This window comes from Paenibacillus sp. KS-LC4, assembly GCF_036894955.1.
Classification (GTDB): domain Bacteria; phylum Bacillota; class Bacilli; order Paenibacillales; family Paenibacillaceae; genus Pristimantibacillus.
This window is the reverse complement of record NZ_CP145905.1, coordinates 2,199,923-2,219,770: the sequence shown is the minus strand read 5'-3', so window position 1 is coordinate 2,219,770 and position 19,848 is coordinate 2,199,923. Positions and strand designations below refer to the sequence as shown.

The 19,848-nt window shown below is 50.7% G+C and carries 16 protein-coding genes; 4 read left to right on the top strand and 12 right to left on the bottom strand.

The genetic code is table 11. The features are described 5' to 3' along the window. Positions 1–16: 16 nt before the first annotated feature. Complete coding sequence (locus V5J77_RS09480; RefSeq protein WP_046229684.1) at positions 17–337, bottom strand: hypothetical protein; 321 nt, start codon at positions 335–337, stop codon at positions 17–19. Positions 338–419: 82 nt separating this feature from the next. Continuing rightward, on the bottom strand, positions 420–989 hold the full coding sequence (locus V5J77_RS09475; RefSeq protein ID WP_338555531.1) for a xanthine phosphoribosyltransferase: 570 nt from the start codon (positions 987–989) through the stop codon (positions 420–422). Positions 990–1,219: 230 nt separating this feature from the next. Between V5J77_RS09475 and V5J77_RS09470 the strand changes: the two genes are divergently transcribed. Continuing rightward, entirely contained in the window at positions 1,220–1,933 is a 714-nt protein-coding gene (locus V5J77_RS09470; RefSeq protein ID WP_338555530.1) for a hypothetical protein, read from the top strand. 3 nt (positions 1,934–1,936) lie between these two features. On the opposite strand, the gene V5J77_RS09465 is transcribed toward V5J77_RS09470, so the two are convergent. Continuing rightward, on the bottom strand, positions 1,937–3,226 hold the full coding sequence (locus V5J77_RS09465) for an ArsB/NhaD family transporter (protein ID WP_338555529.1): 1,290 nt from the start codon (positions 3,224–3,226) through the stop codon (positions 1,937–1,939). Positions 3,227–3,349: 123 nt separating this feature from the next. Between V5J77_RS09465 and V5J77_RS09460 the strand changes: the two genes are divergently transcribed. Beyond that, positions 3,350–4,393, top strand: a complete 1,044-nt coding sequence (locus V5J77_RS09460; RefSeq protein WP_338556672.1) for a hypothetical protein — start codon at positions 3,350–3,352, stop codon at positions 4,391–4,393. Between the two features lie 56 nt (positions 4,394–4,449). Here the strand turns inward: V5J77_RS09460 and V5J77_RS09455 are convergent, their stop codons facing one another. Further along, positions 4,450–5,583, bottom strand: a complete 1,134-nt coding sequence (locus tag V5J77_RS09455) for a glycosyltransferase family 4 protein (RefSeq protein ID WP_338555528.1) — start codon at positions 5,581–5,583, stop codon at positions 4,450–4,452. Between the two features lie 225 nt (positions 5,584–5,808). Here V5J77_RS09455 and V5J77_RS09450 point away from each other — a divergent pair, with 225 nt between their 5' ends. Further along, positions 5,809–6,978, top strand: coding sequence for a GGDEF domain-containing protein (locus V5J77_RS09450; protein ID WP_338555527.1), 1,170 nt, complete (start codon positions 5,809–5,811; stop codon positions 6,976–6,978). 93 nt (positions 6,979–7,071) lie between these two features. Next, positions 7,072–7,665, top strand: a complete 594-nt coding sequence (locus tag V5J77_RS09445) for a YdeI family protein (RefSeq protein WP_338555526.1) — start codon at positions 7,072–7,074, stop codon at positions 7,663–7,665. Positions 7,666–7,779: 114 nt separating this feature from the next. Here the strand turns inward: V5J77_RS09445 and V5J77_RS09440 are convergent, their stop codons facing one another. The 8 genes from V5J77_RS09440 to V5J77_RS09405 all read right to left on the bottom strand — a co-directional run bounded on the left by V5J77_RS09440 (position 7,780) and on the right by V5J77_RS09405 (position 19,714). Continuing rightward, a complete protein-coding gene (locus V5J77_RS09440; RefSeq protein ID WP_338555525.1) occupies positions 7,780–9,057 on the bottom strand; it encodes a hypothetical protein in 1,278 nt (425 codons plus the stop codon). Positions 9,058–9,059: 2 nt separating this feature from the next. After that, entirely contained in the window at positions 9,060–9,875 is an 816-nt protein-coding gene (locus V5J77_RS09435; protein WP_338555524.1) for a polysaccharide deacetylase family protein, read from the bottom strand. A gap of 2 nt (positions 9,876–9,877) precedes the next feature. Next, the gene (locus V5J77_RS09430) at positions 9,878–10,552 is read right to left on the bottom strand and encodes a DUF1961 family protein (protein WP_338555523.1); all 675 of its coding nucleotides are present in this window, start codon (positions 10,550–10,552) and stop codon (positions 9,878–9,880) included. Further along, the gene (locus V5J77_RS09425) at positions 10,549–13,257 is read right to left on the bottom strand and encodes a hypothetical protein (protein WP_338555521.1); all 2,709 of its coding nucleotides are present in this window, start codon (positions 13,255–13,257) and stop codon (positions 10,549–10,551) included. Before V5J77_RS09425 ends, V5J77_RS09430 begins: the two co-directional genes overlap by 4 nt. Positions 13,258–13,588: 331 nt before the next feature. Further along, positions 13,589–15,940, bottom strand: coding sequence for an AraC family transcriptional regulator (locus V5J77_RS09420; RefSeq protein WP_338555519.1), 2,352 nt, complete (start codon positions 15,938–15,940; stop codon positions 13,589–13,591). 207 nt (positions 15,941–16,147) lie between these two features. Beyond that, positions 16,148–17,740, bottom strand: coding sequence for an extracellular solute-binding protein (locus V5J77_RS09415; RefSeq protein WP_338555517.1), 1,593 nt, complete (start codon positions 17,738–17,740; stop codon positions 16,148–16,150). Between the two features lie 122 nt (positions 17,741–17,862). Beyond that, positions 17,863–18,747, bottom strand: a complete 885-nt coding sequence (locus V5J77_RS09410) for a carbohydrate ABC transporter permease (protein WP_338555516.1) — start codon at positions 18,745–18,747, stop codon at positions 17,863–17,865. A 25-nt stretch (positions 18,748–18,772) separates the two neighbouring features. Further along, the gene (locus V5J77_RS09405; protein WP_338556670.1) at positions 18,773–19,714 is read right to left on the bottom strand and encodes an ABC transporter permease subunit; all 942 of its coding nucleotides are present in this window, start codon (positions 19,712–19,714) and stop codon (positions 18,773–18,775) included. Positions 19,715–19,848: the final 134 nt, after the last annotated feature.

Here is a 19,848-nt window from a genome sequence, read left to right as displayed (position 1 = left end):
TTGATCTGCGTATGCCTTAGCCAACATGTTCCTTGGAATCGTTTGTCTCATACCACTCATCCAATACGCGCGAGGACATGACACGCTTGCCAATGTACTCGGCTTGACGCTCGCTAAACGGCTCGCGCCATTCCAGATCCAGCTCTTCAAACAGCTTCACGATCGTAAGCAGCTCTGACCATGCTACATATCTTTTGTACCAGAAAAATTGCGGATGCTCAATCATATAAGGGTACAAATCATCAAATTCCGTATGTTTGCAATCTAATGCACGCTCAAAATGATTTTTGGCATCGGATAATTTGACATCCATGAATTCTGCTGACCAATTTCCCATTATTTCTGCCTCCCCTCGATCACTTATGTTTTATTATAAGCCAATTTCACTTGCGGGGAAAGAGCAATTGTTCTGGAACATCTTACTCAAATGTAATTTGACCGCCTTCAAGCGAGGAGATGCTAACGAGCGATTCCATACGAACCCCTTGCTCCCGCAGCGTGCGCGCGCCTGCCTGAAATGATTTTTCAACGACAACACCCATGCCTACAAGCTTTGCGCCAGAGCGCTCAATAATTTTGAGAAGCCCTCTAGCAGCATCGCCATTGGCAATAATATCATCTATAAACAGCACCCGGTCGTCGCTTGTCAAATATTGCTTGGATACCATTATATCGGTAACCATTCCTTTCGTAAAAGAAGGGACACGCTCACAATAAGCATCGTTATCAGCAATTAAAGTCTTTTTGCGTCTTGCAAAAACAAGCGGTACACCAAGCACATAAGCCGTTGCAAAAGCAGACGGGATGCCTGAAGATTCTATAGTGATGACCTTCGTAATTCGCTCTCCAGCGAAGCGGTTTGCAAATTCATGGCCCATTTCCATCGTTAATGCAGGATCGACCTGGTGGTTGATAATAGAATCCAGCCTAAGCACATCCGTTGACAGTACCGAAGCCTGTTCCAAAATTCGTTGTTTTAAAATATCCATCTTATGTCCTTCCCCCCACCAAAAATTCCTTTTGGATAACTTACCATAGGTATAGCCAGCAGCGCAATAAGAAACACAGAACTTATCCTCTCGTTTCCGCCCATAGGAATTAATGGGTCTTTTGACCAATTTTTTTGGCTTTAACAGAAACTTTTCCCCAATATCATCCGTTTTACCTTATAGTAGAATAAATGCACCACCCATTGATGACAAGCGAGGAGCGCTGCAAAGTGACGTACATGAAGAAATCACCTTATCGACTTGCAAAATATGCGGCTGTTGTAGCTATCGCCGTTGCAACAGCCGGCTGCCAAAGCATGGATCGGCCGAGCGAGGCGGCCCAAAGCGCAGATGCTCCCTTAACGGCTGACCAGGTGCTCAATCAATCGGATAGCCCGCAAAAAACATACTTAGAAAACAAACTGGAGCAAAAGCAAAGCTCTCTGCAAAATCAGGCGGTAGAAGGTCATGTAGATGTCAGTACCGAAGTGAATGCAGCAAACGGCTTATCGAGCAATAAATCGACTCCAGCAAAAACAACGGAAGAAGGAAAATGGAATGCGGCCAAGCCGGCTTTGCTCGGCCTTGCGATCGGCGATTCCAAAGCGGCCATGACGAAGCTATTCGGTGCCGCCCTCGATTCCTACACGCTGGAGGAGGAAAACCAGGTTAAAATTGAAGTCCACGAATATGACGGCTTCGCTATTGGTCTAAGCGACAAAAACACGATTCATTACATTGAAGTGTATGATAAAAAAGTAAAAACCGGACTGAGCGGCATATCAATTGGCGACCATTCCAAAGCAGCCGTTAAGGCGCTTGGCAAGCCGACGTCGCAAAGCGACTTTATTATCGCCTATGAGGGAAGCAAGACGCTGCTCAAGCTGGATCTTGATCCCGAATTAAGCGAAATCGTGTCTATTAAGCTGCTTGCCCGCAGTTAATTATTAGTAATCTCCGGTCATCCACAGCACTAGTAAAGCAATGAGCAAAATAGGAAGAGTAAACAGCAATCCATATTTCGTATACTCCCGCCAGAACACCTTTACGCCTCCCTGACCTACTAGCTGCAACCACAGCAGCGTAGCAAGCGAGCCGATGGGCGTTAGCTTCGCTCCAATCGCCGTTCCAAGCAGGCTGGCGTAAGGTAAATATTCTGGCCCGTTCACCTGGGTGATCGCAAGCGATGATATGAGAACCGCTGGAAGATTATTAATAGCCGCCGCCAGCACGGCAAACAGCAGTCCCGATCCAAATATGCCAGCTATTGGGGAGCCGCTGGAAACCGCCGAAATAACGTCTGGAAACCACGCTACAGCCCCATGCACATGCAAGCTGTACACAACCAGGTTCATCGCCAGCGCAAATACGATGATGAGCCACGGTGCGCGCAGCACCGTCTGTTTGGCATCCACCTGTTTGTAAACAGCGGAAGCGGCCCATTGGATGCCGGCACAGCCAAGCGCAATAACGCAGGCGGGAATGCCCAAATGCTCCGACAGCAAATAGCCGGCCATCATCATGACGATAATGACCCAGGAAAGCCGAAATAGCGTCATATTGCCCAGCACGGTCGCAGGCTGTGGAAATACCCTTGGCATCTCACCCCTGCTCTCCTCATTTTTGATCATCCGTCCGAAAAAAGCCAGCGATACGGCAATGGTCGCGCCAATGGCCGCAAGTCCCGGCAGCAGCATTTTTGTGGCGTAGAGATCAAAAGGAATATGAAAAAAATCAGCCGTCAAAATATTCGTCAGGTTGCTCATCATTAGGGGAGCGCTGGCCGTGTCCGCCATGAGCCCTATTCCAAGCAAATAGGCGAGCCTTCCCTTGCGCGGCAGCTTGAGCAGCGCTGTTACCTCAAGCACAATCGGCACCATGATCAAAATCGTTCCATCGTTGTTGAAAAAAATCGTAATGACCGCAGCGAGCAGCGACAGCATCGTAAACAACAGCAGCGGCCGATGAAAAAATCGATGCACAATATGCAACGCCGCCCAGCGAAAAAAACCATTTTGATCCAGCAGTGACGTAAAGATCATAATTCCAATCAAAGAAAACGTCGCATTCCACACAAATCCCCAGATGTATACGACATCCTCCAGCCTTAACAGCTGTAATACAAATAAAATAATGGCTCCGGCAAGCGCAACTAAAGCCTCATTCATGCCTTTTGGCTTCACCAATATAAGCGTCAATGTGATAATAAATACGATAATGGAAATAATCAAAGTCATAGCCTATGTGCCAACCTGCCTTCACTCAGATGAACTTGCAGTCATGCCCGTCCCGTTTTGGACATACCTTCTATAAAGCATGTGCAGAAGAGTTCGGAAACGGGGGAAGAGCAGATCATGATAATGAAACGAACGGGTAAGGTGCTGCAAATCGCATCCACCTATATGGGTACTGTTGTTGGAGCCGGGTTTGCGACAGGGCAGGAAATTTTACAATTTTTCACTCGTTTCGGCTATTGGGGTACGATAACGATTGCTTTGGCAACCGTCCTCTTCATATGGCTTGGCACCAAAATGATGCTGATTGCCAGCGATATTCGCGCCAAATCATATGAGGATCTGAATAAGGCGCTGTTTGGCGAACAATATGGCCTATGGATCAGCCACTTTATGTTCGTTATTTTGCTCGGAGTTACCGCCGTTATGCTTGCGGGAGCTGGAACTATTTTTTATGAAAACTGGAATATTTCTTATCAAACCGGGCTGCTCATTACGATTGTCGCCTGTTATTTCCTGCTGCGCAAAGGCATGAAATCCATTTTGATGGTCAATGCCATCGTCGTTCCCGTCATGCTGCTGTTTACCGTACTCATTATTATTGATACCTTCAATACGCCAGGCGCCGGGCGCTTCATCTCGCTTGCCAGCGATCATTCCATATGGGCAGCTTGGGCTGCGCCCTTCCTATATACGGCCTTCAACCTATCTATGTCACAGGCAGTGCTTGTCCCGCTCGGAGCCGAAATAAGGGACCGTAAAGTGATCATCATCGGCTCTTGGCTCGGCGGTCTCGGCATTGGCTTCATGCTGCTTGCCGGACATATTGCCTTGTCCGTACACATGCCGGGCATTCAGCAATATGCCATTCCAATGGGAGGGATCGCCAAGCAGCTCGGGCAAGGCGTGCAATTTATTTATGTATTTTTGATTTTCGCCGAAATTTTCACCACCCTGATCGCCGACATTTACGGACTTACCCTTCAGCTGCAAGAACGGCTAAAATGGTCTCGTTCGATCATCACCACGATTATTCTGCTGTTTTGCTATATGGCAAGCCAGATCGGATTTGGGCCGCTTCTTTCCACTCTTTACCCCATATTCGGGCTGATTAGTCTCGGCTGGCTTTATTTAATTATCCGCAAGCGAATGGGACGGAGCGAGGCTTAGGACAGCTTCTGCCCTTTGTCTACTGCTCCGGCCCCGTTCGCCAGTCCAGCGTTAGATCATTCCGCTTGGTTCAGCGTGTTAACATATACTTTTTTCAGCTGGGCAATAACCCGCGTCAGCGAATAAACCTGCTTTGCTTTATCCCAGCCCGAACGCGCCAAATTGTAACGGTATGAGGAATCCGTGACCAGCTTCTCCAGCGCCTCAGCAAGAGCAATCGGGTCCTCTGGCGGCACAAGCAGCCCATTGACCCCATCGTCAATTTGCTCCGAAATGCCCCCTACATTCGTTCCGACAAGGGCAAGCCAGCATAGTGCTGCCTCGGCAAATACGGAACCGAACGCCTCCGCCCGCGAGGGCAGTACGAAAATATCAAAAAACGGCATAAATTCCTCGGGATGCAGCATATAACCGTAAAAAATAATATCGTCATACAAATCAAGCTCCACCGCAAGCTGCTCAAGCTCCGGTCGGATCGGCCCATCCCCGATAATATGCAGGACGAATGGATGTCCTCTGCGCTTAAGCTCCGCACAGCCATGAAGCAAAATATCAATGCCTTTGGCCGGCACAAGGCGGCATACGGTAATGAGCTGGGGTACTTCATTCTCATGGGCAATCGGCTTAAAGCGCTTCTCATCAAAGCCGTTTGGAATCACCTTAATTGCCTCTGCATTTGTCACATAAGGAGAAATATAAGAGCGGAATGATTCCGACACTGTCAGCAGCTTGTCAACACGCGCCTCCAGTTCGCCATAAATTGCGGTCAAAAATTGATGCACCTTGCTATTTTCTTTAATTTTTCCATTCAAAACCAGCTCGCGCTCATAGCTGGAGTGAATCGTCATCATGACAGGCGTGTCTGGATACAGCTGCTTCATAACCAGCGCCGCAATCGGATGATGCGCGTGAATAATATCATAAGTCTTCTTCAGTCTAAGCTTTGTCCACCAGACGTAATCGCGGTACGTTTGAATATATTTATCGACAAGCGGGTCCCCCTCAAAAGCATGGTAATCGAAGGTTTCGAATACCACCTCCTCCTGCCCTTTTCCTCTTACTCGCTTCGGAATTGAGAATAGCTCCATCTCCCATCCCATCTGCTGAAAGCGATCCTGAATATAGGGAATCATGGAAGAGACGCCGCCCGGCTGCTCCGGCGGGAAAAATAAAGCCTGTAAAATATTCATAACTTAAATCTCCTCCAAATTTGCACTCAAAGCCTCTATTACCCCTATTCGGGCGAATACAACGGATTACACATTTTGGGCAATGATGCCGATAATACTTATATTAACGTTGTTCATCTGCCATCAAACATGATATAGTAGAACGTATGTTTCTGTAAAGAAGATGAATGTCGACACGCGCAATTTTATTATTTTTTTATATTTTGAGCATATGGTGGGCTTACAATGACAATCCTTTCTTGGTTAGCAGGGCCGAATGGCCAACTGCTCGCATCCTCATGCGTTATTCTCATCCTTATTCTTATGCTATTCATGTCTGTGCGCCTTAGCGCCAGCTACAAGAACAATCGAACGTATGGACTGCTCAATGCAACGCTGCCCTTCTTTATGATTCAACAGGCGCTGCTGGCCATGCTTGCTTATGCCGGCACTGCTATTCCGCCGTGGGTTCATCTGCTGGCGACAACGCTGCAAATCATTTCTTTTATCATTATAAACCTTGTCTTCATGAAATTATATACTCATCGGGGAACCCGCTTAAAAGTAACGCCTTTTGTTGTGATGCTTGTGCTGACTTTTGTAATCGCCGGGCTGCATATTACGTATATGTCCATGGCTGGTACAGAGACGGGTGCAGGCAGAGCGGGCAACTTTATTGGGCTTGATTTCTATGCCCTGATCGTCACCTTTCTGATTTTGCTCGATACGAAGGGTATCGATATGAACACGAAATATTTTGCCAGCCTCGTCACCTATTTCATATATGAGCTCGCTCATTTGGCGGATGCCTACGCTTTTCACGGCACGATGCCAGGGATGCAGATTTTCGCCTACTTGCTGTCGGTCGTCTATTTTGTCCAGCTGTTTCTGCTATTGTTTGATTGGGTGATTGAGCGTCTTATTGCAACCTATCAATCGTCCATTACCGATGGCTTGACGGGGCTGTATAATCGCCGTACTTTCAATATGAAGGCGGCCCAGCTCATGAAGCGCGGCAAAGGCGTGGCCGTTATTTTCTGCGACATTGACAACTTCAAGCAACTTAATGATACACAGGGCCATCATAAGGCGGATATTGTGCTGAAGCAGGTTTCGGAAATTTTGAAGGAGGAATCGGCGGGGATTGGAACGGCCGGAAGATATGGCGGTGAAGAGCTGCTCGCCTGCATTACTCTCGACAAAGTGAAGCCGGAGCGGGTGGCTGAATCGATTCGCAAGCGCGTCGAGCTGGAGACGATTGTCACGATCAGCATCGGCTTATGCATCGCGAAGAAGCAGGCAGAAATTCAGGAGCTGGTGAAAGCCGCCGATGAAGCGATGTATACGTCCAAAAAAAGCGGCAAAAACCGCGTAACAATCGCCCCCGCCTCCGCGGCCATGAAGCAATCGCTTTAGCCGCGCGCCTGCTGGATCTGGATCATAGCAGGGATGAATAACGATCCAATATCAAATCATATTTTTGATACTGCATGGAAAGGGTGTTACTTGATGACAGATAGCAAACTGGACCCCAGGGTTGATGCATTTTTAAGCCATGCTACACAGTGGAAGGAAGAATACGAGAAGCTGCGCACGATCGTGCTTGACTGCGAGCTTACCGAGGATTATAAGTGGATGCATCCTTGTTACACGCTTGGTAATAAAAACATCGTGTTAATCCATGGTTTTAAACAGTATTGCGCGCTGCTTTTTCACAAAGGAGCCTTGCTGAAGGATCCCCATGGCATACTCATCCAACAGACGGAAAATGTACAAGCCGCTCGCCAAATACGGTTCACCAATACTCAACAAATCACTGAAATTGAAACCATTTTGAAAGCCTATATTTATGAAGCTATCGAAGTTGAAAAATCCGGTCTGGAAGTGGCGTTCAAAAAGCATACAGAATACACCATTCCTGAAGAGCTTCAAAATAAACTCGATGACAACCCTGCTTTGAAGACGGCTTTTGAAGCATTGTCGCCCGGTCGACAAAGAGCATACCTTTTTTATTTTTCTGAACCCAAGCAAGCGAAAACACGGCAGTCACGAGTTGAAAAATATATGCAGCACATTCTGAATGGCAAAGGATTAAAAGATTAAAAGATTAAAAGAATAAAGGATTAAAGGATTAAAGGATGGACAGCCTTTACGAAAACATTGGTTATCTAGCACATGGCAATGCGGTACTAGATAACCAATGGCAATGAATAATCGTTATGCTTGAATAGCAACCTCTCCTCCAGGATATAGCGTCGAGCTATACAGCCGTTTAGGCTGTGCAAGCGCACCGCCTTGTCGCGATGCCGGCTCAAGCTCCATCGGCTTGCTTGCATAGATCGTCGCCAGCTCATCGTTATAAATAATCACCTGCTCCGTCTCGCCTCCTAGCAAATCCGCGTGCACCGCGTAGCCTTCCATTGGAAACTCTGCAACGATAGCGCCATACCCGTCATATAGGGCAGGGAATACGCCGCCTCCACGGCGATAGCCCAGTATGTAGTCCGGCGCTTGCTCGCGCCAGCCGCTCACCGTCTCTATGATCGTCAGCCAGCCATCCGTGCTGCGATTCTCCTTCCACAGCTCTTGTCCTTTGGCATCAAGCAAGAACAGCGCATCTTTGCCTTTAAGCCCCTTGCCGTCATCCTCACGCACGAGCCGGTCGAGACCGGCCACTTGCAGACCTGGCGAATCGCTGCGAAAACGTCCCAAAGCGATATGCTGCGATTCAATGGAGCCTTCATAACGCCATAGCTCCTCACCGCTGCGGCTATACATAACCGTCACGCTGCCGCCAATGACGAGCTCCGGCTCTCCGTCGCCATTCACATCGCCGACCCAGATACAGTCGGCATGATCGTCCAGATCTGCGCAGCTCCAGCGAAGCTTGCCCGCTGCATCCAGCAAATCATAGCCTGCCATTACCTCATCCTTGCCATCACCATCCAAATCGTACACCCATGGATAATGGCCCGGGTTGCCCTCATGCGTCCACAACAGCTCGAAATGCCGATTAAGCGCCCATAGCTTATGATAGCGGTCTTTCAAAATAATGTCGGATGCGTGCTCACCGCCTGATAAGTTCGCAATGATGATGCAGTCATGAGCATGCGGATCAGGCAGTTCATAGCTTTCCTTAACCGTCCCAGTCGCGCCATCGAGCAGCAAAAAACGGTCCTGCATAATGCATAGCACCTCCAGCCTGCCATCCCCATCCAAATCATATATTTGCGCGGGATAATCCGAGCCTTGCTTGCCTGCCTCCAGATCCGGTTTGCCATGCTGCCAAAGCAGCTTGCCCTGCAAGTCGTAGGCGGTCAGGCACTGCACCTGATGGGGGATATAGCGAACATCCTGCCGATTATCGGGCTGCACGAGCAGCAGCTCCATTCGGCCATCCCCATCCAAATCGCCAATCAGCATTTTGCATCGCGGCCCTGCCTCTGAAATGTCGATGCTGCCGAGCGCATATACCGCTTCCGTTTCTGATATCATCGTTATTCCTCCTTGCATCCTGTAAGGGATACGCGGCTGCCGCCTGCAACCTCAAGCTTTGCACCATCGACGCTAAGCCAGATGCTTTGCGCATTCGGATTTTCAACAAACGTTAAAGCAGCTGAAAATTGCAGACGCTCATACGCTTTTATATAATCGACAATCTCCTTATTCGTGGCATACCAAATATCATCCCGGTTCCCGATATATTCGCAAAACTGCTCCATCAGCTCCCAATTGCCTTGGTCATCAAATTCGTAGCTGTGACCCCATACGTACATGAGATACAAATATTGTGTTTTGTGCAGTTCCGCAAACGTCTGGGCATGCTCCATCAGACGATCATTATGGTGGCAGGTCGCCTTCCATTCATGCCAATCAGCTGGCAGATCAAAGCCTCCTGTCGTCTGAACAACCCGCGCGTATTCGATGCCCAGAGAGGGCAGCATCGTCTTAATCGCTGGGCTGAACGAACCATTCGGATAAGACATTCCTCGAACGGCATATCCAAACAGTTGCTCCAGTCGTTTGCGATCCTCCATCACCTCATGCACAATTTGCTCAGCCGGACACCGGGCAATCGTCGGATGGGTTAACGTATGAGCGGAAACTTCGTGGCCCTCGTAAAGCTGCACCGCCTCCTGCTCCGTCAGCCTGCGCCCCGTGCCGAACAACCCGCCATTTATGTGAAACGTGCCTTTAATACCGTGCTGGTTAAAAATATTTACGAGGCGCTTATCCGCGTTTACGCCATCGTCGTAGCTCATCGTCAATGCTTTATGCTTGCCCTGTGGAAAACAAAGCAGGATAGCTGTCATCGTTATTCCTCCCCATAAACTTTTAAATTGGCGTATTCCGCAACGAGCGGCGCCATTTGCCGAAATCCGATTTTGCCAGCTCCGAGCAGCGGGCCATAAGCTTCACCGTCATCCATCCATTCCAGAATAGGCAGCTCATTAATGGAAAAATAAATGCTGCCGCCCCGCTTCACGAGCAGCATGCGATAGCTTTCAGCGCAATCCGCCGTCCCTGGCAGTGGATCGGCGCCTTGCGCAACGAGATGAAAACCGTAGCTTTTGCGCAAATTGCAAGTATGGAACTGTCGTTCCTCCGGCCAGCGCCTGCGAAAATAGGCCAAGTGCAGCGCATTTATATCGCCGTGATGATATTGCTCATAGGGGCCGTTTCGCTTAGCAAGCGTATAGTCGAACAAATCCCGCCCGCTGCGCCCCTCCGCCGAAAAAAACAATATGGCCAGCCCCGGCTCCGAGATGGGGCGAAAATCCCAAGCAATAGCCACATCGGCTGGAAAATGATGCGGGCACCACAAAACAAAGTTTGCCTGCTGGCCTTCTGCCTCGTCCCGGGCACTAGCTAGACGCAGCCTCTGCTGCGGAAAGGAAAGGAGCGCATCGCCCTCTGCGCGGAAACCATTCATATCCTCCGCAGTGCGCAGCGGATTGTCATAGATCAGCTTCCAGCTCGCTGGAATCATCGACCGCTCATCTCCTTCTCCATTGCAGGCAGCGCCTCTGGAATAAGCTCCAGGCTAATGATCGTATTAAGCGACCACTGAGCCGCCTCATTCGTATTCATCCAGTCGATTTCCTTCATGCTGCGGAGGCTTTGGACAAGAACAGCCTCTCCCAGCAAATCCGTGCGGGCAAAAGCATTGCCCAGCAGCGTTTGCCAGGCAAACGCCGCAGTTTCGGCATCTTGGCGGCAGAAAGCGCCATAGGCGGCAATCGCAATGCTAAGAACGGGATGCTCAAAATGGCTGTCGCTTATTTCTCCGCCCGTCAGCTCATCCTTTTGCTCCTGCGTCCAGTTGTAATAAACACCGAACTCGCCCAGCATATTTTCCCATTCCGGGTCCTTCAGCATCATCGCCAGCTCGAACCATACCTGTGGCGCACCCATGCATATAGCCAGGTGACGGCCATAGTTGTCTTCACCAAACGGCGTCAGCACATTAGTCGCTGGATCATAACCATACGTCGGTCCGGAGATGAGCCGGTATTTCGCCTGCTTGACGCTGTTAATGCCGGTTAATATTTTATCCCGGTATACCGTATCCTCGAAGCGCTCCCAGCGCGTCATCCAGTTTGAGCTGAACGCAGCCCAATCCGGCCCGACACGAATATGAGCCTTATGCTCATCCTTCGGAAAATAGGCGCGCATCGGGTCCAGCACCACCGTGCTGTAATCGGCGTCCTTCACCTCATCCAGCATATCGCCAATGCGCTCATCGGCGGTCAAATAATAGTAATAGCGGTGCAGCCCCGCCATCGCAATGCGCGCCTCCTTGCAGCCGCAGCCCCAATGAACCACATTATGCCGCGAGCCAAGACCGGCATATTCGCCAAAATGATACACATCCACCTCGCTCGTATGACGGGTCATCGCCTCGGCCAAACGAAAAATATCCTCTCGCCCGCTGCGCATAAACATGAGCCACAGCCACATATTCGGCACCAGCTCTGCATTTTGCCAGGCACAGCCGCCAAGATCGTAGCTCCACACATGACGGACTGGATCATAGCTGTGCATAAAATCGCCAAAATCCCAAAAGCCGTACCACCGGCGCTGCTCCACCTCCGCCATATAAAAAGCAACAATGCCATCCAGCCGCTCCTCCAGCTGTGCCTTTGCAGCGGTGCTGCGATCCGGCAGGCTCCAAATGCCGAAGGCGCGTGCCTCGTGCAAATATTCCGGCTCGCATACAAGCTGGGCTGGCGACTGAATTTCTGCCAGCCTATGCGCCAGTTCCTCTTCATTCGGCGTAGCTGCCATGCACCAAAGCGTCAGCTCATTCGTATTGGCAATGCCGTATGGCGTTGCACTAAGCTCCTCTGAGCCCTCATAAGCCGACTCTACATACGTTTGTGTGTCATAATGCCGCAAGTCCATCGCCGGCGCATCAGGCGACCAGAACCATACCTTCAGCTCGGCCGATGACGTAGCCGTATGGCGAAGCTCCAGCGAGGCCGGATGCTTTTTCCAAAAATTTCGCATACCTGCAGCTAAACCGCCGCCCTCGCTCCCAATGTAGGCAAGCCCTTCCGCACGGCTTCCCTCCCCTGCTTTCAGCCAGCAGCATTGCGCCTGCGTGCGCTTCGTCACCACATAGTGATCCGCTGAATGCTGCACCAGCTTAAAATCATCCCAGACCGCCGAATTTTCCAGCAGTCCGAGAAAATAAGCATCCTCGTTCGCATCAAAATCAACGGCTTCCCCCGCCGCCTGCCGTTCAAACAGCTCGCGGTACTTGCCCTTTGTTCGCCGTGTATGCAGCGATTTCGGCGATTCCCGCAAAAAACCGCCGTCATTGCCCGCCAGCCGGACATGCCGATTGTATAGCGGACCGCGCATCGGTGCAGCGAGCGACAGTCCGAGTCCTTTTATGTAATCCGCATGTGGATTGCCGTCATAGAAAAAGGTATGAACGAGGCGAATTGAGTCCAGCCCTGCATACAAATAAAAACGCAGCGTGAACGGCAACCATTCACGGCTTGGGCTGGCCCTGACTACGTTTTGCTGATTGGGCTTATTCGGGTCAACGCGTTGGCTCAAATTGCAGCTCGCCCGGTGCTTGCCCGTCAGTTTAATAACCGCCCTGACCGGACCGTCCTGCTCGACAACCGCCGTATGAACAAAGCCGTGAAACGGCTCCTCCCGCAGCGTCAAAGCGCCATGCAGCTGATTGCGGCTTTCCTTCAAGCATACCAAATCGCCGCCGCTGCACAGCTCCTGCTCTCCGCGCTTAATGCTGCGGATTACGCCCCTGCCGCTTCGCGGGAACGTACATACGATAACGCCTGTATCGACGATGATCGACTCATCGGTTGTCACTACTTTCAGGAATGGTTGCTCGACTTCCGCTGCCGGGTGAAGCTCCTGCTCCGGTGCCGCTGCCGTTGTCGCTGCCTGCTTGATCAACTCCAGCTGAAAGCTGCCAAAATCGCTGGAGCCTACCGCCGCATGGGCGGACCATTTGATGCTGCCATCCGGCCAAAAAGCGGTAGGCCAGCTTTGCACCCGCAGCGCGGAGACGCTTGCCGCATTTTCCATACCTGCAATCTCGCTATGCAAAGCAAGCGAATCGCCGCGAAGCAGCTCGCCCTCCTTCCAAGGAACACCCCATGTTAAACCAACAGGCGCAGCCGCCTGTTTACCGAGCCATTTGAGCTTGACACTCATTGCCAGCACCTCTTTCCTCTAAGCTGCTTTCTATACTAGAAGGATGGTCGTTTGCGGGCAATGATACTTTTTTGCTCCGTGCGCATTGTGCAATATACGCCATGCAGCTGCCCCTATCCAATACTGACAGCGCCCCTTTTCGAGGCTTGCACTTTGTTGCCAAGCTTGAACTTTATTGCTATAGCTGCAAGCAGAGAAGAAAGCCAGTCCCAGCATTTCGGCCTTTAGCTAGGCTGCCTCCTACCTCTCCTCTACCTGTCTGCCTCACCTGTCTGCCTCACCTGCCTGCCTACCTGTCTACCTGCCTGTCTACCATTCTACCTCTGTCTAGCTACTCCGCCTGACTCAGCTCGCGATAGCGGCTTGGCGTCATGCCCTCCAGCTTTTTGAAAATGCGGTTGAAATAGCTGTGCTGGTAGCCGACCTGCTCGGCAACGTCATTGATTTTCAGCACCGATTCGCGCAGCAGCTCCTTCGCTTTATCCATCCGCAGCCCGGTCAAATAGTCGATAAAATTTTTCCCCGTTACCTGCTTAAACGACTTGCTTAGGAAAAAAGGATTCATGCCGATATGCTCCGCGCAGCTGTCGAGAGAAATATCGCTCATATAATGCTGCTGCAAATACAGCATCGCATGCTCAATCTGCCGCTTCACCCCAGCATTGGTCCGCTCGCCCAGCTCCCTAAGAAACGGAGCAGCAATCATGCCGCGGAACCAACCCAGCAGCAGCTCCGGCTCGCGGATTTGCGACAGCTGCTCATAACGGTTTGCTCCCTTGAACAACCGATTCGGGGAAATGCCCGACACCATAATGGCATGCTGGACGGAGCCGAGCAAATGCAGCATGCCCTGCTGCACATCCATTTCCTTCGCCTCTTCGCTGGACAACGCCTGCAAAAACTGCTCGAGCAGCTCATATGCCTCAGCCTCACGCCCCGTACGAAGCGCCTGTATAAACTCACGCTCAAGCGCAAAGGGATAGGCAGGCTCCGACGCTGTGCTGCCCTGCTCCTCAAGCTGCTCCATATCAATAATTTGATTTGCCTGATCGTATCGCCGGAAGCTGACCGCATGCTTCGTCCCCTCGAACAGATGCGGAATTTCTGTAATGCTCGCTGTATTCGGGCTGATCGCAATCGTCGCCCGCATATTAAGAATTTGGTTGAATGCCTGCATCGCTGCCTCACTGAAGGCATGCAGCTCCTCGCGATAGGAGCGCCCTTCCGGCACAATAATAAGCAAGCCGGCTGCTAAATTATGAAAGTTGATCGTGTTGCTCTGCTCAAAATATTTTGCCGCCAGCTCCTCCATCATATTGACCGCCGCAAACGTCGCCAGCCCCTCATCGCCATATTTGAATTTGCCCTCCAAATTAGCAATGCCAGTCAGCTTCATATAAAGCACCATGTAATGCGTGCCAGGCTCCACCCGCCATTTGTAACGCTCCATCCGGCGAAGCAGCTCCCCTTCGGAGTAATCTGCCAAATAGCCTTGCAGCAGCTGATGTAGAAAGCTTTCCTTCACATGAGGCAGCTGCTCCGAAAGCTTCGCATGCAGCTCCTCGCTTTCCCGGTGCAAGTGCTGCCACTGCCGCTCGATCCATGTAAATTCGCATTCCGGCTTGCCTGCTGGCACGCTTCGCTCCCGCAGCACCGTCATCAAGCGATTGACCGGGGAATATATGCTGCGCGAGGCAAGCCATGCTAAAATGGCAGCAAGCAGCAAGGCGCCAAGGCTGGCAGCAACAATGCTTTTTGATACGACGATCACCGGCTCGGTAATACCCGTAATCGGCGAAGCAGATACATACGTCCAGTTGTCTGCAATCCGGGACAGCTTGCCATAGGAAACCGCATACGTCATGTCGCTCTCGCTGAACCGGAACAAAAAGGAGCCTTTATGCGAAGCTTTAGCTGCAATCGCCTCATTTAAAGCGTTTACAAATTCAGAGTTTCTGTCATTCCCGCTCGTTGACGCATACAGCTCTCCGTTATCCTGCATTAAATACGTTTCTCCGCCTTCACTCGGCGTCATCGTCCGCAGCATTTCGCTCACCTTGTCATTATCAAGTCTAATAAGCAGTGCTCCGAACGGATGCAGGCTGCCGCCAGGAATGTAATGCACAAGTGTCAGCTCCTTATCAAACGGACGGTCCGTGTCAAAGGCAACCTGTGTCCAATAAGCAACTTTATCCGATTGAAGCAGACCTTCATAGGCAGCCGCCTGTCCGTCTCCTTGCAGCACGCCATATTCCGGCCCGAACAGCACTTGCTGCTCCCCGCCAAGATACAGCCCGACCTGCTTGTTCATCGTATTGGAGCCCTGCATGACAAGCAGCGTCTTCGTAATGTCACGCGCCTTCTCGAACTGCTGCGCATAGTCCCGATTGCCCAGCGTGTAGTCGAATTTGGAATCGAATGCCCAATGCGACAGCATGAGCTCCAAATTCGTCAACTGCTCGTCAATGCTTTGCGCCCGTTGCTCAATTTGCTCATTATGCTGCTCCAGCAAGCGGTCCTCCAATATGCCCCCAGCCAAAAAATAAACGAGCGCTCCGGTAATCAGTCCCGGAATGCTGCAAACGACGAGCAGCAAAACCAGATTTTTGCGATAAAATCTTCCTTTCGGCCCAGCTGTCATCCCCGTCCCCGGCATAAGCCTGGCTTTCATTCCTTTGATCATGAGCTCACCCACTAGCTGAAAATTAGGAGATTTCGACGAATCCCTTTGTAAACGCATTCGCTAAGCAGGCTGAATTTCCTGCCAATCACGCTTCATTCTATTTATTTAGTACATATACTGGAATCTGCCCGAATAGGAAAAGACAGAAGACCGCTGCTATCTGCGGTCCCTCTGCCTATCGCCCTGCCCCTATCGGCCAGCCGTCAGCTATTTACTTGCTGCATACAGCTCGTTCATTTCCTTGCTCAAATCATCGCCGCCACTCGTTTTCCACAGCTGAATCGCGTCTTTAAAACCAGCCTCGTCAATTTGGCCCACAATAAACTTAATCCGGGCATCATTCATAATATTGTCCAGTTGAGCGCCCTTAAGCGTATAAACCTCAGAGATAAAAGGCTCTGCCGGGTTCATCACGATAAGCTGCTCATTTTCCTTCTGCACCTCCAGCTGCTTAATACGCAGCGGCGTCTGCTTCACCTTCGTCGACTTATCCTCTGGAATAAAGCTGAGCAGCTGATTTAATCCTTCGACTTCAGATTCGAGCAGCGCTGAATCCTTGCTTGGCACAAGTACGCCATCTACTATCGTATGATGCGTGTTCTCAATGCCGTAGCCGAGCAGCGTCTGCATTTCCGGCTCGCTCAATTGATCCATAAACTTGAGGATTTGCTTCAGCTCCTCCTCGGTTTTAATCGACGATTTCGGGAAGGCCAGCAAGCCCGCAAAACCGGAAGTTGGCAAGGTGCGTACCTGTCCATCCGTTCCCTTCACTCCGCCAAACACATCCATATAATGCACATCCGGCTCGTCTTTGCCCGCTGCCGCAAGCGCAGCATGAATTTTATCATCAGTCCGCGCCGCGCCATCCACGACGTCCACAATGACGCCAGCCTGATTATTAACGAGCGGATCATTCCATTTTGCTGAATCCATAATGGCAAAATCCTGATTAATCAGCTTTTCATCGTACAGCTTTTTCATAAATTTAAGCGCTTCCAAATATTCCGGCGTTTCATAATCCACAATGAGCTTGCCGTCCCGCTCGCCCCATTTGTTCGGTGACCCAAACCACAGCTTGATCGTATCGAAGCCGCTCGCCCACTGACCCGTCCATTTGACCATGACCATGCCGTACGTATCATCCTTGCCGTTTTTGTCCGGGTCCTTCTCCTTGAAAGCCTTTAGCATGTTGTAAAAATCATCAATCGTTTGCGGCGTTTGGAGGCCAACAGCATCGAGCCAATCCTTACGGTAAAATACCCCATTGCGACCAAGTGGACGTCCGCGGTACAGTCCGTAGTTTTTGCCGTCAACGGAGGAGTTGTTTAAAATGATCGGATTCGCTTGGCTCAAATTTTTATAATCCTTCAAATAAGGCCCGATTTCCCAAAACGCGCCGGATTTCGCAGCATTAACGAAGCTCGGGGACTTCACGTCCGGCACATACATAATATCCGGCAGCTTGCCCGAGGCGAGCGTAATATTAAATTTATCCGTATAAGAAGCGTTCGGCACCCATTCAAAATGAATGTCGGTATTCGTCCGCTTTTCGATCTCTGCTGCTACTGGGCTATCATCCTTCGGGAAATTCGTCTTAAAAATCGGCAGCATGATATTGAGCTGCAGCGCCTTCTCCGCTGTGCTTTCCCCTGCTGTACCGGCTGGTGAAGCAGACGCGCCTCCTGCGCCGCCTTCTGCATTCCCCCCCTGCTGCGAGCAGCCTGCAATTACCGCTCCCGCCATTGTCCCAACGAGCAGCATAGGCAGCAAACGCGTTCTTTTACCTTCTTTCTTTCTCATCGCTGACGCCTCCCTTAATCCTTTATCATATATGGTAAAATTCCAAACCGCCAGCTTGCTTGCGCGCTAAAGCGGCTTGTTGTGTTGCCTCATGGATACGGCTCTAAGCCGTGTATTCGCGGCTAGCCCTTAATGGAGCCAATGAGCACGCCCTTGGCAAAATGCTTTTGCAAAAACGGATAGACGAGCAAAATCGGCACAGTGCCGACGACGATGACCGCCATCTTGATTGATTGATCAGGCGGCTTTACGAAGGAAGGGTCCATCGCATTGATGTCGCCTGCCGCTGCCTGAGACAGCAGGACAATTTGGCGCAGCAGCACTTGCAGCGGCCATTTTTGCGGATCATTAATATACAGCAGCGCTGTAAAAAAATCATTCCAGTGGCCCACTGCGTAAAACAGGGCAAAGGTTGCGAGAACCGGCTTAGACAACGGCAAAACGATGCGCCACAGCAGCCCTAGCTCCGTACAGCCATCAATGCGCGCCGCTTCCTCCAGCCCCGGCGGCAGCTCCTGGAAAAAGTTTTTAATAATGATCAGGTTGAAGGCGCTAATCGCCCCCGGTATAATGAGCGCCCAGTAGGAATCGAGCATGCCCAGCTCGCGAATGACCAAATACGTCGGAATCATGCCGCCGCTGAACAGCATCGAGAAAATGACGAGATTCAGCACAATATTGCGGCCCATTAAATTTCGTCTTGCCAGCGGATAAGCCATCGTAACGGTGAAGAACAGGTTGACCAGCGTACCAAATGTAGCGATAAACAAGGAAACGCCAATGCTTTTCATAATCGTGTTTGTTGAAAAAATAAATTCATATGCCGCCAGCGAAAATGTCCTCGGTATGAGAAACACCGTACGCTGGGTCAGCTCCGCATCGGTTGCAAACGAGCCCGATATGACGAAAATAAACGGCAGCACCGCCGCCAGCGCACAGACGCTGAGCACGATATAATTCGCGGTATCAAACACTCGGCCGGATACCGTATTGTAATGCTTAGCCATTTTTTCAAGCCCTCCTTCTTCATGTCTAGTACAGCCCCGACTGCCCGAAGCGCTTCGCCAAATAGTTCGCCCCGACGACAAGCACAACGCCGATGAGCGATTTGAACAGACCAACTGCGGTGCTGTAGCTGAATGCGCCTTGGGTGATTCCCATCATATACACATACGTATCGAACACCTCTGCCGCTTGCCTGTTGAGCGGGTTCAGCATGAGATAAATTTGCTCGAAGCCATTTTCGAGAATGCTGCCCATTCGTAAAATAAGCAATATCACGATTGTGCTGCGCACGGCAGGAAGCGTAATATGCCAAATTTGCTTCCAGCGATTCGCCCCATCCATCGTAGCGGCCTCGTATTGCTCCATATCTACGCCTGCAAGCGCTGCGAGAAAAATGATTGTCCCCCAGCCGCATTCCTTCCAAATGGTTTGCATAATGATTAACGGTTTGAACCATTCGGGCGTGGCGAGAAATTCGATTTTGCGCCCGATATACTGCTCCAGCACATCGTTGACCGGGCCTCCAGCTGTCGTCAAAAACACATACGTCATACTCGCCACAATGACCATGGAGATGAAATGCGGTACATAAATCATCGTCTGCACGGTGCGTTTGAAGAGCGCGAAGCGTACTTCATTCATCAATATCGCCAGCACAATCGGTGCCGGGAAGAAAAACACTAAATTGTATAAGGAGAGCAGCAGCGTATTACGCAGCAGCATGAAAAACTCGGGATTGGCAAAAAACAGCTGAAAATGCTCCAGTCCCACCCACTCGCTTTTCAAAAATCCGGTATACGGTTGGAAATTTTTGAATGCCAGCAGCACGCCCCACATGGGCACATATTTAAATACGATAAAATAAAGCAAGCCTGGCAGCAGCAATATGTACAGCCATTTGTCCTTCTTCAGCCGCCCCAGCATGCTTGGACGATAGCCCCGGGACGGCTGCTTGCCAGCTTCCGGCATAACCGCCAATTGTTTCATCCTCGCTCACCTCCAGCTTTCGTTCGTTTACTTTAAAGCTACCGCGTTTGCCCCACTTGACTCACTTGTATCACTTGGCCTAAATCGCTTGCGGTGTAGCTTTAGTATGCGGGCAG